This is a genomic window from Citrobacter sp. Cc139, assembly GCF_030334645.1.
Lineage (GTDB): Bacteria > Pseudomonadota > Gammaproteobacteria > Enterobacterales > Enterobacteriaceae > Citrobacter > Citrobacter werkmanii.
On the sequence record NZ_JAOWDM010000062.1, the window covers coordinates 1 to 14,632 of the forward strand.

The following is a 14,632-nucleotide window of genomic DNA, read 5'->3' on the forward strand; positions in this document are numbered from 1 at the left end:
GGTGATGCTGCCAACTTACTGATTTAGTGTATGATGGTGTTTTTGAGGTGCTCCAGTGGCTTCTGTTTCTATCAGCTGTCCCTCCTGTTCAGCTACTGACGGGGTGGTGCGTAACGGCAAAAGCACCGCCGGACATCAGCGCTATCTCTGCTCTCACTGCCGTAAAACATGGCAACTGCAGTTCACTTACACCGCTTCTCAACCCGGTACGCACCAGAAAATCATTGATATGGCCATGAATGGCGTTGGATGCCGGGCAACCGCCCGCATTATGGGCGTTGGCCTCAACACGATTTTCCGCCATTTAAAAAACTCAGGCCGCAGTCGGTAACCTCGCGCATACAGCCGGGCAGTGACGTCATCGTCTGCGCGGAAATGGACGAACAGTGGGGATACGTCGGGGCTAAATCGCGCCAGCGCTGGCTGTTTTACGCGTATGACAGGCTCCGGAAGACGGTTGTTGCGCACGTATTCGGTGAACGCACTATGGCGACGCTGGGGCGTCTTATGAGCCTGCTGTCACCCTTTGACGTGGTGATATGGATGACGGATGGCTGGCCGCTGTATGAATCCCGCCTGAAGGGAAAGCTGCACGTAATCAGCAAGCGATATACGCAGCGAATTGAGCGGCATAACCTGAATCTGAGGCAGCACCTGGCACGGCTGGGACGGAAGTCGCTGTCGTTCTCAAAATCGGTGGAGCTGCATGACAAAGTCATCGGGCATTATCTGAACATAAAACACTATCAATAAGTTGGAGTCATTACCCATCATTCCAACTTAGAGTGAGTTGCTGAGGTTTTTGCTGCCGGGAAAGATACGTTAACAACTGCTGACTGAGCACAGGTAAGATTTGTTGATTCAGCAGACTATCAATATTCCTCGCTCCCGTATCCGGTAGCAGGCAAGCGGCGGTCAGGGCATCAAAAAGGTTCTCGGATATTATTGTGGTGATGCCGTAGTGACGCAGTAATCGCTGGCTAACCTGCTCCAGTTTCATCTGTACAATCGTACGTAACGCAGATTCACTGAGCGGATGGTAGATAATTGTCTGGAAGCGGGCCAGCAGCGCCGGCTGGAAATGATCGCGCAACAGTGGGCGCAGCAGTTCGTGCAACTCTGACTCTGTGGTTCCCGGTTGCTCTTCCAGCAGTTGCATCACTGCGTCGCCGCCAAGATTGGAAGTCATCAAAATAACGGTATTGCGAAAATCAATTTCACGACCTTCGCCGTCACGCATGAAACCACGGTCAAATACCTGGTAAAACAGGTTCATGACGTCGCGATGCGCTTTTTCTACTTCATCCAGTAGTACTACGCTATAGGGGCGTTTTCGCACCGCTTCGGTCAGGATCCCTCCCTGTCCATAACCCACGTATCCCGGAGGTGAGCCCTTTAGCTGGCTCACAGTATGCGGCTCCTGATACTCAGACAGATTAATCGTGATTAGCGATTTTTCACCGCCAAAGAGAATGTCAGCCAGGGCCAGCGCAGTCTCTGTTTTGCCGGTTCCGCTTGGCCCGGTAAGCAGAAACACGCCCTGTGGGCCGTTTTCCGGCGTAAGCCCTGTTTTTGATGCCCGCAACCGCTGTGCGATTGTATTCAGCGCGTAATCCTGCCCTATAACGCGGTTTCCCATCTGGGTTTCAAGCGTCAGTAAATCCGCCTGGGAATCCTTCATTAATGAAGACAAAGGTACACCGGTCCAGTCGGCGATCACCGTAGCAACGGTGCGCGCGTCTACATCCGGAAACAGTAACGGATGGCCCTGCTGAAGCACACTAAGCTGCTGCTGCAATTCAACCGTTTCCGCCTGACGAGAAATATCACGGCGGGCGGCCAGCAGTTGCTCAGTGAGCGTTAATTCCTGGCCGTACTGGGTTTCGCGTTCATCCAGTTCGACAAGCAGACGATTTTCCCGCTGTTCAATACTGGCCAGCCTTTCACCATGCTGGCCATTTCCTACCGCGAGGTCTGCAAGCAATGCCTGCTTTTCAATTTCAAGCGCGGTGATCTCCGACTTCAAACGCGTCAAAGGTTCAGGAACGGTATCAAGGCTCATCCGCACTCTTGCACCTGCGGTATCCAGCAGATCGACGGCTTTGTCGGGTAATTGCCGCCCGGTAAGATAGCGGCGAGAGAGCGTAACGGCGGCTTTAACCGCTTCGTCGGTGATGTGAACGCCATGATGTTCTGCATAGCGTGATTTCAGACCACGCAGCATTAAACAGGCAGTGTCATCATCCGGCTCATCAACTTTAACCATCTGAAAACGCCGCTCCAGCGCAGCATCACGCTCAAAATACTGTTTATATTCGCTCCATGTGGTCGCCGCGATGGTTCGTAGTTCACCTCTGGCCAGAGCGGGTTTTAGCAGGTTGGCTGCGTCTGCGCCCCCCGCCTGATTACCAGCCCCGATGATGGTATGGGCTTCATCAATAAAGAGCAGAACAGGCGTTGGCGATTGCTGAACGGCGTCAATGATATTTTTTAACCGCTGCTCAAACTCACCTTTCACTCCAGCGCCGGCTTGTAACAGCCCAAGATCCAGCGTGCGTAGCGTTACTGATTTCAGGCTATCAGGCACGTTACCTTCAGCAATACGCAGCGCCAACCCCTCCACCAGAGCGGTCTTGCCGACGCCAGGTTCCCCGACCAGAATGGGATTATTTTTTCGCCGACGGGACAGCACATCCACCATTTGCCGGATTTCATTATCGCGACCAAATATCGGGTCGATATCGCCAGCACGCGCTTTCGCGGTCACGTCCAGCGTAAATTTCTCGAGCACGCCTTGTAATGCTGGCGACAACGTCGACTGAGCCAGTCCAGGACGCACTTCGTCATCTGGGGAAACCTGCGTCAGAGCGGCTTCTTGCTGCCTTTCCGGACGTTCATCCGACTGGACATTTAATAGCGGCAGAAGCCGTTCCAGTTGAATATGTCCGGCGCTCAAAAGAGGCCACAGGCCGTCACACTGCAATAGTGAAGGCTTTCCTACCAGCGCCATCAGCAGATGTACGCCACGTATCTGCGAATTTTCATCCGTTGCGGCACACAGCCACGCTTGTTGCATTAAAGAAAGGAGCGCATCAGACAACTGCGGGCGACTTTTCACGGAACGAGGCTGAACATCCAGATGCGCCAGCAGTGACTGCCAGAGATTGTCGATATCCCATTCATAACGACGAGCAATGACCGTAATATCGCCCTCTCCCTGCTCCAGCAGCTTTAGTAACCAGTGTTCGGGCGTGATTTCTGCATGCGCGCGCGTCTGGCATAACGATGCCGCTGCTTCAAGCGCCTGAGCACAATAGGGGTTGAGACGTCGTAATAACACTGCTGACTGGTGTTCCATTTGCTTCCTGACTCCCTGTATTCAGGCACGCTACCGCCCGTGGCCGTAATCCAATGCCCATAAGGTAATAGTGATGTTGATACTCTCTGCTGAACCCCGCCCGGGACGCTCAGCAGAGGGCATAAAAAAACGGATGAGGAAATCCTCATCCGTTAGTGCATTACGCGGTGGTACGCTCGTTCCAGGCGTCAGAATGGATGATGTTGCCATCCTTATAGGTCCAGACGATCTTCTCGTAGCGCAGTTCAATCTGTTCCAGGTGGTTATGCTTCTCTTTAGCGGGATCTTTAATGTCGTACATCACCGGGTTTACTTTCACCACTTTCACGTTGTGCAGTGTGGTGTTGAAGTATTCCACTTCCTGACCCGCATCATTGATGCGATACCATTTGAACTCTGCCTGACGCAGGGTCTGACCTGTGGTTACAGCCTTGTACAGATACGGGCTGGAGGCATCGATTTCCTTAGTGAAAAGGAACGGGGTATGGATGCGCGTCCCGGTCAACTTACCGGTGTTGTTATCCGTAGGGATGTACAGGTTATGTTCCTGCGCCACCACTTCGATACTGCCCACACGGTCTTTCACATCAACAGAGCCTTTAATATCCGCGCCGCCGTCGTCTTTCAGCCAAAGGTAGACTGGAATTGCCATAACTCTTTCTCCATTTTTACTTCGCTAATGCGTCACCGCCTTGCGGTGACGGTTCCTTCATGCCCGGCACCTGACAGGCATCAGCCTGCGGTACCAGACTGATCTCTACACGGCGGTTAGCTGCCCGTCCCTCAGGCGTATCGTTGCTTTTGTAGGGACGTAATTCGCCATAGCCCTGAACGGCAAAACAGCTCTCCGCAACATCGCCGGTATCGCGCATCCAGTCGCGAACAGATTCCGCACGTTTGAGAGAAAGCTGCTGATTAGATTTATCGTCACCCACATCATCGGTATGTCCGGCGATGACGATCAGCCAACCGGGTTTAGCTTTGATATTGACCAAAGCCCTAATGAGTACTTTTGTTGAACCGGCCTTTAACGCCCATTTGCCCGTATCAAACAGCGACATACTGTCCAGACGTACGGTTTGCGGGGAGGTCACTTTCGGTTTTTCAGGTGGTAGCCAGTCGCTGATGGCGGCCAGCAAAGGCGGGATCAATCTCATCCCCTGATACAATCCCATTGAAAGAGAAAGGGGTTCACCTCGCTGATACCAGCGATCCAGCCGCTGCGCATCCCGACGAAGTTGATCCTGAGCCTGAATCTTTGGCTCGACAGGATTACCGCTAAGATGGCGGTATACCGTCAAATGATCGTTGGTGATCCTGATGAGATGTTGGTTATTGATAAAGCTGCATGTCATTGCCAGCCCGACAAAAAGGCCGCACAGAAGACCACTTACGCCCACCGCTCGTTGAAAAGCAGTCAGCGCCCGGCGGTGGGATAAAAAAGGCAACGCTAAATCAGGAAAAGGCAACTGTACGGGCGCTGCTGACGCGGCTGGAGGAAGCGTTGTTTGAGCCGTGATATGCCGTTGCCACAGATTATTTTCGCAGACCGCCAATGAGGTGAAACACACTACCCGTAAAGCAGAGAAAAGAGGCGGAGCATGGCGCTCGGTGTCGCCTTGTACCTTCTGCAGCCATCCCAGTAAATTATCTAACCACACTGCATGTGTAAGATGAAAATGACGAGCCGGGCGCTCTTGCGAAGAGAAAGGCGCAAAGTCGTCTAATCCCGTAGCCGACTGCACTTCCGCATCCTGAGGCGTACGAATAAACCAACGTACACTCTCATTGCACTGAGGAGAATTCAGCCAACAGCACAGCCAAAACGGCGGTATACCTGATAACCAACGCCGGCTTTGGGCCACCACACGCCGCCAGCTGAGCAGCATGTACTTAAGCGCGCCTTCATCATTATGCCGTTCTGGAGCCAAGGCCAGCATCACGGAAACGCGCATAAGAAGCCCCGGACGCTGCGTAGCTAACTGACGAACCAGAGCAATATAATGCTCCGGAGACTGGACAGATAAATACCAGCCCTGTGAACTCTCGCAAGAATCGCCGCGTCCAGTGAACAAGAGGTCATTATCGCCACACACCAGCACAACCGGCCCACTGAAACTCTCCGGAGGGAGCAGAACTTCATGAGCAGAATGAGCAGACTTCAACCGACCATACTGACGCCAGGCATAAACCATCCCTGGAATGAAAAGCAGTAAAATAAAGACGGTAAGCCCACTCCTTACACCCGCACTTAACGGACTAAATCCCCAGACCAGCAACAAAGCCAGCACGGCCGCCAGCACATAGTTAACGATCCCTCGCAACTGAGCCATGTCTTATCCCTGCCCAATAAGCTGAGCTACCTGCCCTTGTAAGACATGAGAAAATGTCAGCCACAGGGCACCCAACGCCAGCACACCGACAATCCATGCCAACCACCAGCGACGCTTACCGCCTGAGAATCCAGAGGCCAGCATGATAACTGGGGCATCGTGCTTTAACTTAAAAGGCATCGCCTGAGTCGCCAGCGCTTCAAGAACATCTTCACGACGCTCGTCACCTTGCTCACGATAGCGCCCAACAAAACCGAGCGTGATTGCACGATAAAAGCAGGTTAATACGGCAGTATCAGGAACGGACTCGCGCAGGACGGTACGGATGCGCTCCCAGAGCTCTTCTCCTGCATTGGTCGTGTTGAAATAGCGGGCCTGTAAGGGGGTCGCAAGCCAGGTGGTATAACCGCTATTCTGCCGATTGCGGTTCAACACGCTTTCATCCAGTAACGCACATTGCGTGTAGAGCATGTGCTCAACGCTGTGTTCGCTGTACCCCATCTCACGCAATGCCTCACGCGCAGAATCAACCCATTGACAGGCCTGGCGATAGAAAGCTGCCCCATCATCGACTTCCGCCCCGCCACGTAACTGGCTGACAGCAAGCCAGGTTGGCCAAAACACCTGATCAATATCCTTATTCATTTATTTCAATCCCTTAAGACTGCGAAAAGCTCAAGTTGAATCTCTCCCAGTGTTCCCGGCACATAGAAAGCGCAATTACCGGCATCCAGCATGGCCTGGGCTGCTGGATGATTAATCTCAAGAGCAAAGTATTGATTTTCCAGTCGTAACGGGATGGCTGCGGGTACATGCGTTAGCGGTTTTAAAGGAATACCGCTCAGTGCCACATTGACGACATCAGAGACATCTGCCCGGCTCCCTGCTTTACAGAGCTGTGGGAATTGCGTAAGGAGGACATGCGCAGGAAGATCCGAGCGAATGGAAAGGTAAAAATCAGCGCCTTCACGCAGTCGGGCATCCGACAAAGCGCCATACCAGAACTGTCGCTCTTGCGTCAGTTCAATAGCGACAACGCGAGATGGCAGGCTGGCTTCCAGCAGTTCCACCAAAAGTGCAAACAGCGGAGGGAATACCTGCTGCGGATTTGCGTGCTGGTATGGAGGTACAACGCTGACATCATGGTCTAATGAAAAAGTCAGCAGGCTACCTGCTAACCGCGCCAGCTCACGCCACAAAAGTTCGGGGTGACGGCCTGGGTTTTGCAGCATTTCTTTCAGAACAGGCTCTGAGCTATTAAGCGCATTCAGCAGCCAAAACAACGAAACATCAGCTACCGCAAAATCCGCCATTCGTTCATTACTTTCTCGGCGCAAGGCCATCAGGCGGCGACAACGAGCCTGGATACGATGCACCAAATCACTAAGCGAATTGATTAATGAGGGGCTGGCTGAGAGTGAAAGCGCTGGGGGTAAAAAATCACGTCCCAGCTCCCATTGCCCCTGAGCATTACGAATAAGGCAAGCTACCGGACAAGTCAGGTAAGCGCTGTTATCGTCATGGCTATACCGGAGGGTGATAGCATGCCGCAGCACGGCCATATCAGTTCTTTCCTGACCTGAGAGATCCTGTACTGGCAGCCATTCCTGCTGCCAACGACACGGACGGCTAACGCCGTTGCCTGATGAAAGATTGCCGCCATTAGCCGAAAGCAGCGGCAACGCCAGCACAATATCAACACTGCTGTAACCAGTAAGATGCGATAAATCACACGCCGGAGGCAGGTTATCTGAAATACCTGTATCCACTAACGTGCCGTCAGGAAAGCGCACAACCAGATTAACGGGATTCAAACGGGAAACCGTTAGCGCACTTTCATCAAACTCCGCGCTGATGACACCCCACGGTGATGAAAGTGACATGTGAGCAACAACGTCAGCGACATAGGCATCCCAACGTGTCTGTTGCTGAAACTGCTGGGGAGCCAGAAAGGCCCCCTCGCTCCATAACGGACGATAGATCTTCATCGCACCTCCTGTGCGCTGCGTCGTTAAGATTTCGACTTAGGCATTTGTGAAACTAACGACAAGCTGACGTCCATACCTTCAACCTGGAAATGCGGAATGGCATACAGGCGCACACGGAAGAAACCGGGGTTATCCTCAATATCCTCCACCACGACACGCCCATCACGCAGCGGGTGTGATGCCTGCAAATCATCGCCAGGATCGGTCATTTCGGTTACCAGACTGCGCAACCAATTATTAAGCTCAAGCTCAAGCAAGCGGCGATCTTTGGTCGTACCAATATTTTCTCGCTGCAGTATTTTCAGGTAATGTGCAATACGAGAAAGCAGGAAGATATACGGCAAACGAGAGTTAATCCGACTGTTAGCCGTCGCTTCCGGCGTATCATACTGCGCAGGTTTCTGAGCCGAGTTAGCGGAGAAGAAGCAGGCGTAATCACGATTCTTGTAATAAGAAAGCGGAATAAAACCAAGGTTGGCGAATTCAAACTCCCGGGTTTCCGGAATCATCACCTCAGATGGAATCTTCACTTGATTACCCGTACCCAGATCGTACAAATGGATAGGCAGGTCTTTAACTGCGCCGCCCGCTTGCGGCCCACGGATCTGGACGCACCAGCCATTCTTGATAAAACTTTTCACCATGTTCACAGCGAAAGAGAAAGATGCGCTGGTCCACAGATATTTTTCGTGATCCGGCCCCTTCACCTCTTCAACATAGTTAAAGCTACGTACCGGCACGGTATCAGGACCATACGGCAGACGACCCAATACACGCGGCATAGTCAGCCCGATGTAGCGTGAATCGTCGCTATCACGAAATGCTTTCCACTTGATGTATTCAGCACGTTCGAAATAATCATTGATGTCTTTTATGGCCGCGACTTCTTCCATATTTTCTTTCAGGAAAAATTTCGGCCCAACGGAACCGATAAACGGCATATGACAGGCTGCCGACACGCCAGAAATATTGCGCAGCAGTGCAATATCCTGCGGGCTGTTATCAAATTCGTACGCTGAAATCATTGCCGCAATGGGTTCGCCACCAGGCTGATCATATTCTTCAATATAAACATGGCGGTATAACCCGCTCTGGATAAGCTCCGGCGCATCGTCAAAATCATCACGTAACGCATCCTTGCTGATATCCATCATTTCTACCCGGACATTGCGACGAAAGTCGATGCCGGTGATCATCGAATGTAAACCGCGCCAGAGCGATTCTTGCTTCTGAAACTCAGCATGATGCATAACTTCATTAACCTGATCGCTAATCTGCTTATCAAGACGAGCAATTTGTTCATCAAGCAGCGTTTTATCCAGGCGCTCTACTGGCTGTGCAGCGTCCGCCAGACATGAGACCAGAACCTGAATAGCGGCGGTCACGCGTTCAGCCGGAGCGGCATCAGAAAGCGCTTCATCGCTCTGCCACGCATCTACATTTTTTAATGCCGAAACCGGGGAAAGATTAATTTTGTCAAAGAGGGATTGATAAACGCTGCGTTCACTGGTCGTAGTGGCCGCGACTGAAGAGGTATGTTCCTGAACAGACATCAACATATTCCTTTTATGGTCCTTTACTATTCCTGCCAATTAAGCGGAGGAAACCCTGTATAGCGTTAAATCTCTTCTGGCATCATGGTTGCCAGTTCATCACGCAGTTCCTGACTCAGGGCTGGATCCTTAAGGATGGTTTCCAGCTCGCGGCGAAAAGCAGCGTTATCGAGTAAGTTAGATTTCAGGTCACGAAGTAAGTTACGCATAGCCAACAGAACGCGTAATTGTGGGATATTTCTGGCTACCTGCTCAGGCTCAAAATCGCGGATATTTTTAAAGGTAAGATTAATATCGTCATTTCTATCATCGCCAGCTAACGTATTTTTAACACTCAGATTCACTACTGGTGAGAACTTAGCTAACACATCATTGAAATTATTTTTATTAATATCAACCTTTTCGCGTTCCGATAGTGGTCGTTGTTCTCTACCATTACTGAAATCACCCACGGTTAAAAGTTTTAACGGCAATTCAACTTTTTTCTGAACGCCTCCGGTATGTAAATCTAACTTGATATTAACGCGTGCCGTTGGCACTTCATTCTGAAAACTGTCACCCATACGTCCCTCTCAGACCGGCGATTCCTGCCGATGTTTTGCGTTTCCTAACAGAGCATTTTCCAATCGCTCAACGAGTCTCATACAACGTCATTTTTGTGGGCAGCCAACAACGACTGTTAATGACAATTAATGATTATAATTAGTATAGCGACGTAATCCGATATATTATCCAAGTGAAAACATGATCAATATCACCAATCGACCAAATAACACATTATAATTATTTATTTAAAAAAGAGATCAAGAAGCTCTTTATCTAATACAAGCCACAGGAATTAATTAATGTTAAATGCATTCACTGAATAAATGTATTCTTATTAAGAAACATTACCAAAATAAATAGTTACCATTATAAACATATGCAACGGTGTTTATTAAAATATAATCAGAATCAATTTAACTATAAATAAAAAAAGCCGAAGATATACTCCGGCTTTTCGCACTTATTTCTGGACATGAAGAAAGATTACGCTTCCTTCACCACAATCAGCGGCTCTATATCGCTCTCTTTTTTAATTACCAGCGACTCGTCGCCGCGCAGACAGGTTCCGCCGTAGTTACCGCCTACGGTGAAGGTACAAACCTGAATATATTTACCGGCAACCTTCGGCAGACACCAAAGCTGCTGATAAATGTTCTTCTGTTCAGCAAACTTACCGCTGGTTTTATCCAGGAGCTCTTCCTGGTGGCTCACCAGATCGATGTTGCTGCCACAACGTCCTGCAATAGGTTTCACTGCATAACCGGTTTGCGCCAGCTCTTCATTAACAGTGAAATCAGTATCAAGCAGATAACGGTGGTGCGGGAACAATTGCCACAGGATCGGCAGAATCGCTTTGTTGCCAGGGATCACCGTCCACAGAGGCTCGAAGACCAGCACTTCCGGGCGTAGTAGCACGTCTATCAAACGCACTTCCTGATTGGTATGCCCGGTACGGATGGGCACTGCGGCATACTCCGTTTCGCTGACCTCTCGCACCTGCTCTATCGCGGTTTCCCACGCCCAGGTTTTCCAGACGCAGTTCACCAGGCGACCATCACCGTCAATCAACTGACCGGCGTCATCCCAACGTAGCTCATCGAGGCCACGCAGAATTTTGCTGTCAAACCCGGCCTGACGCAGCGCCTGCTGCATAAACTGCGCGTGATAGTTTTCCTCAATATCCTTATCCTGCATGATGTGGACAAAAGGACGCGCGCGGCTGTGTTTCCAGGCGCCAGCCAGTTCGTTGATCAATCCTTCAGCCGGGTTATGTCCCTGTCCTGTGTAGCCCCGCTCGGCCCATCTTTCGAGGATCAAACCGGCTTCGGTATGACAGGATGCGGAATCGGCGTTGTACTCATACACCTTCAGTCCGCGTTCATCCATACAGAAATCCATACGCCCGGTGATCATGTGATGACGACGACGCTGCCAGGAAAGACGCAGACGCGGCCAGAGGATTTTCGGGATGTCGAACAGCGCGAGCAGGTTGTCGTCTTTTAGCACTTTGTCGGTTGCGTGTAGATACATCAGGTGCAGTTCGTTGGTGGCTTTAATCAGCTCCTGCTCCGCACTCTCGGTAATGGTGAAGTACTGATGCGGATCCTGATTAATGACGTGGCCGTTCGCCAGCACGTAGGCTTTTTGCAGCGGATCCTGCTCATCCAGCCATTTACCGTCAAACTGGCCACTATTTTCCAGTCGCGCGCCGCTAATTTTCAGTGAGTCATTGGCGATCTCCGGCTGCGGCAGGCTGTCACGGGTATCATCGGTCTGGATCATCCAACCAAGGATGGTGGTGTCGTCAAAGGTATCACGCAGGGTGTAACAACCGTTTTCAACCACCATTTCCAGTTCGCGGGTCCACTGCTGTCCGGGAGGCAGCGGCGTGTGGAGCACGTTCTGTTCAGCAATGCGGATTTTGTTTTCCAGCAATTGGGTGACTACCGCCACATGGCCGGTGTCTTTAAATTCGCCGCCTTTCTGCCAGATAAGCAGAGCACCTGCAACTGGCGCACGGGGTGAACCATTCGGAAATGCCTGTAACGGCAGGATATTGTCATTCACCACTTCACGCAGGAAGCGTAAGGAGAAGATCTCCCATGCCATGCCCACATCGGTGAAAACCATGCCATAGTTCAGGAAGAGAAAACGGCGGGCAAACTCTACGCACTGCCATTTGTGGCCCATATATTCGTCGTCGATATAGCTGCGAAATGCCGCGTCATCGTCGTAGTCCCGTGGGTCGAGGGAGCTGTAATCTGAAGAGTAGATTGCTACGCCGCCTGGGGCGTAGCCCAATAATGTCCCGAATGGGGCATCCTGACTGGTCGTTCCTTTGCTCATGCACCTTACCTCAAAACTATACAGCCTGAGCAGGTTGGCGTGAATTTATCGCTCTGATTGCCTGCTCTGCGACACTAACCGGACAGAGGTCGACATCATCATACACCTCAACGCAGCGGCTGGCGCTCAGAGGCGAAAAATTCACAGCAGGAACTACGCTTTTTTCAGAGTGACCGGTACGCTTTTGTACGCCGGAGTCAAACTCTGTGTGTCTACCGCATCCAGCGAAAGCAGGACATTCGCTTCAGGCAGATACGCGCCAACAGAGCCTGCCGCCATGTTGTAAATCACCACCGTTAAACCGTGCATAACACGTTCCGCACAGGGCTGGCCGTTGTCGTCCAGCGCCTGAACGTTGACCACATCGCCCTGACTCAGACCGCGAGCCGCCGCTTCTTCGGCGCTTAAAAACACCACATCACGCCGACCGGTAATGCCACGATAGCGATCGTTCATGCCATAGATAGTGGTGTTGTACTGATCGTGACTACGCAGCGTCGCCAGAACTAACGCATCGGCAGGTTGATTTTCCCGCTCCACCGCTTGCTGATGGCTGACGATAAAGTTGGCTTTGCCATTTGGCGTTCGCCATTCACGTCGCGAGGCGGGCGTATCCATGCGAAATCCGCCCGGCTCGGCAATACGTGCGTTGTAATCACGGAACGCCGGGATCACGGCGGCAATGGCGTCACGGATCAACGCATAGTCTCCGATTAACGCTTCCCAGTTGATTGGTGAAAGAGGCAGCGTGGCGCGAGCGATACCAGCGACAATAGCAGGTTCCGATTTTAGCCAGCGGGAAGCCGGTTTCAGCGCGCCGCAGGAGGCGTGAACCATCGACATCGAGTCTTCGACGGTCACCGACTGGATCCCCGTCGCCTGAATGTCACGTTCCGTTCGCCCTAACGCGGGCAGCAGGTAGTTATGTTTTGCCAACAGCAAATGCGATCTGTTCAGCTTGGTCGCAACATGGACCTGCAGATCCAGATTTTTCATCGCCGCAAAAGTACGCTGCGGCTGCGGCATCGCCACCGCCAGATTACCCCCCATGCAAATGAGCGCTTTTGCCTCTCCCCGTTCGATGGCCCGGATACTCTCCACGCTGGAGCGGCCATGCTTGCGCGGCACGCTGATAGCAAAATGCGCCTCAAGGCGTTGCAGGAACTCTTCGGACGCCGCTTCATTGATACCCACGGAACGATCGCCCTGCACGTTAGAATGACCGCGCAACGGGCAGATCCCCGCGCCCGGTTTCCCCATATTGCCTTTCAGCAGCAGCAGGTTTACCAGTTGCTGAACGTTCCCGGTGCCGTTTTTATGCTGGGTAATCCCCAACCCGTAACAAATAATGGTGGCGCGGGATTTGTTATAGCTGTGTGCCAGATCCTCCATCTGACTGCGCGTCAGTCCGGAGTCCTGTTCCAGTTCTGCCCAGCTACACTGGCGTAAATCGTCATACAGCGCCGAATAACCCTCGGTATGCTGATGAATAAAAGCATGATCGAGGCAGGGCTGTCGATCCAGTAAGATCCGCGCTTCGTCCATTTCGATCAGCGCTTTCATTATGCCTTTGAGCAGCGAGGCGTCACCGCCTATTTTAACCTGATAGTAATCGCTGCTTAGCTCCGTGGCCTGGCCGCCAAATATCTCTCTTGGGCTTTGCGGGAAGCTAAAGCGCTCAAGCCCCCTTTCGTTCAACGGATTGATGGAGATAATTTTGGCTCCGCGTTTGGCAACCTCGCGTAAAGTGGTCAGCATGCGCGGATGGTTAGTGCCGGGGTTATGTCCGATACAAATGACCAGATCGCAGTGGTCAAAGTCGTCCAGTTCAACGGTCCCTTTCCCAAGGCCAATGGCCTGCGTTAATCCTGTGCTGGTAGGACCGTGGCACATGTTTGAGCAATCAGGGAAATTGTTGCTGCCATACTCGCGGGCAAACAGCTGATACAGAAATGCCGCCTCATTTGAGGTTCTGCCGGAGGTGTAAAACTCAACCTGTTCCGCTGAGTCATAGCTGCGCAGACGCTCACCGATCTCGTGGAAGGCGATGTCCCAATCCACCGCCTGCCAGGTGTCTGACGCTGCATCGTATTTCATTGGATGCGTCAAACGACCAATGTTTTCCAGTTCATAATCGCTGTAGTGCCAGAGCGTGGAAACCGGATGACGGCTGAAAAATTCCGGAGACGCTTTCTTGCTGGTTGTCTCCCAGGAGACCGCCTTCACGCCATTTTCGCACAGCTCCATTGGCGCACGATGTCCAGGGTCCGGCCACGCACAACCCGGACAATCGAACCCTTTCACCTGGTTCATTTTGAACATTGCGATAATGTCGCGGGCGATAGCCTTTTGCGAAAATACCGAAGCAGTGACGGCTTTTACCGCGCCCCACCCACCCGCCGGGCCCTGATAATCGCTTACTCCTGGAACACCATTTTTCATTATTACTGCTTATTCACCGCCAATTTTTGATGGTGAATACGGTAGCAATTTCCGTCCAACATTGAT

At 51.8% G+C, this 14,632-nt stretch carries 10 protein-coding genes; 1 reads left to right on the forward strand and 9 read right to left on the reverse strand.

Translation table 11 applies throughout. The annotated features are described in order from the left end of the window. Window positions 1–55: 55 nt before the first annotated feature. Window positions 56–753 (forward strand): IS1-like element IS1B family transposase gene (locus OGV69_RS03550; RefSeq protein ID WP_095033700.1). Its coding sequence is split into 2 segments (ribosomal slippage): window positions 56–305 and window positions 305–753, totalling 699 coding nucleotides; the frame shifts between segments, so codons are not numbered across the junction. Window positions 754–763: 10 nt separating this feature from the next. Here the strand turns inward: OGV69_RS03550 and tssH are convergent. The 9 genes from tssH to OGV69_RS03595 form a co-directional block, all read right to left on the reverse strand. Next, on the reverse strand, window positions 764–3,358 hold the full coding sequence (tssH, locus tag OGV69_RS03555) for a type VI secretion system ATPase TssH (protein ID WP_286469097.1): 2,595 nt from the start codon (window positions 3,356–3,358) through the stop codon (window positions 764–766). A 160-nt stretch (window positions 3,359–3,518) separates the two neighbouring features. Continuing rightward, the gene (gene tssD / locus OGV69_RS03560; RefSeq protein WP_003024437.1) at window positions 3,519–4,010 is read right to left on the reverse strand and encodes a type VI secretion system tube protein TssD; all 492 of its coding nucleotides are present in this window, start codon (window positions 4,008–4,010) and stop codon (window positions 3,519–3,521) included. A 16-nt stretch (window positions 4,011–4,026) separates the two neighbouring features. Beyond that, window positions 4,027–5,691 carry an OmpA family protein gene (locus tag OGV69_RS03565; protein ID WP_069324332.1) on the reverse strand — a complete coding sequence of 555 codons (1,665 nt, stop codon included), beginning with the start codon at window positions 5,689–5,691 and terminating at the stop codon, window positions 4,027–4,029. A 3-nt stretch (window positions 5,692–5,694) separates the two neighbouring features. Then, window positions 5,695–6,336 (reverse strand): type VI secretion system protein TssL, short form, encoded by a 642-nt coding sequence (gene tssL, locus OGV69_RS03570; RefSeq protein ID WP_069324333.1) that lies wholly within the window; start codon window positions 6,334–6,336, stop codon window positions 5,695–5,697. Window positions 6,337–6,341: 5 nt separating this feature from the next. Continuing rightward, window positions 6,342–7,679 carry a type VI secretion system baseplate subunit TssK gene (gene tssK, locus OGV69_RS03575; protein WP_069324334.1) on the reverse strand — a complete coding sequence of 446 codons (1,338 nt, stop codon included), beginning with the start codon at window positions 7,677–7,679 and terminating at the stop codon, window positions 6,342–6,344. Between the two features lie 23 nt (window positions 7,680–7,702). Next, the gene (tssC, locus tag OGV69_RS03580; protein WP_069324335.1) at window positions 7,703–9,232 is read right to left on the reverse strand and encodes a type VI secretion system contractile sheath large subunit; all 1,530 of its coding nucleotides are present in this window, start codon (window positions 9,230–9,232) and stop codon (window positions 7,703–7,705) included. 65 nt (window positions 9,233–9,297) lie between these two features. Further along, window positions 9,298–9,795 (reverse strand): type VI secretion system contractile sheath small subunit, encoded by a 498-nt coding sequence (gene tssB, locus OGV69_RS03585; protein ID WP_038633820.1) that lies wholly within the window; start codon window positions 9,793–9,795, stop codon window positions 9,298–9,300. Between the two features lie 466 nt (window positions 9,796–10,261). Then, the gene (gss, locus tag OGV69_RS03590; protein WP_038633823.1) at window positions 10,262–12,124 is read right to left on the reverse strand and encodes a bifunctional glutathionylspermidine amidase/synthase; all 1,863 of its coding nucleotides are present in this window, start codon (window positions 12,122–12,124) and stop codon (window positions 10,262–10,264) included. 153 nt (window positions 12,125–12,277) lie between these two features. After that, complete coding sequence (locus tag OGV69_RS03595) at window positions 12,278–14,566, reverse strand: FdhF/YdeP family oxidoreductase (RefSeq protein WP_069324336.1); 2,289 nt, start codon at window positions 14,564–14,566, stop codon at window positions 12,278–12,280. Window positions 14,567–14,632: the final 66 nt, after the last annotated feature.

What these genes read in the sequence shown, in the direction of transcription:
- tssH (WP_286469097.1), bottom strand. Translation starts at nt 3,358, where the DNA reads ATGGAACACCAGTCAGCAGTGTTATTACGACGTCTCAACCCCTATTGT.
- tssD (WP_003024437.1), bottom strand. Translation starts at nt 4,010, where the DNA reads ATGGCAATTCCAGTCTACCTTTGGCTGAAAGACGACGGCGGCGCGGAT.
- OGV69_RS03565 (WP_069324332.1), bottom strand. Translation starts at nt 5,691, where the DNA reads ATGGCTCAGTTGCGAGGGATCGTTAACTATGTGCTGGCGGCCGTGCTG.
- tssL (WP_069324333.1), bottom strand. Translation starts at nt 6,336, where the DNA reads ATGAATAAGGATATTGATCAGGTGTTTTGGCCAACCTGGCTTGCTGTC.
- tssK (WP_069324334.1), bottom strand. Translation starts at nt 7,679, where the DNA reads ATGAAGATCTATCGTCCGTTATGGAGCGAGGGGGCCTTTCTGGCTCCC.
- tssC (WP_069324335.1), bottom strand. Translation starts at nt 9,232, where the DNA reads ATGTCTGTTCAGGAACATACCTCTTCAGTCGCGGCCACTACGACCAGT.
- tssB (WP_038633820.1), bottom strand. Translation starts at nt 9,795, where the DNA reads ATGGGTGACAGTTTTCAGAATGAAGTGCCAACGGCACGCGTTAATATC.
- gss (WP_038633823.1), bottom strand. Translation starts at nt 12,124, where the DNA reads ATGAGCAAAGGAACGACCAGTCAGGATGCCCCATTCGGGACATTATTG.
- OGV69_RS03595 (WP_069324336.1), bottom strand. Translation starts at nt 14,566, where the DNA reads ATGAAAAATGGTGTTCCAGGAGTAAGCGATTATCAGGGCCCGGCGGGT.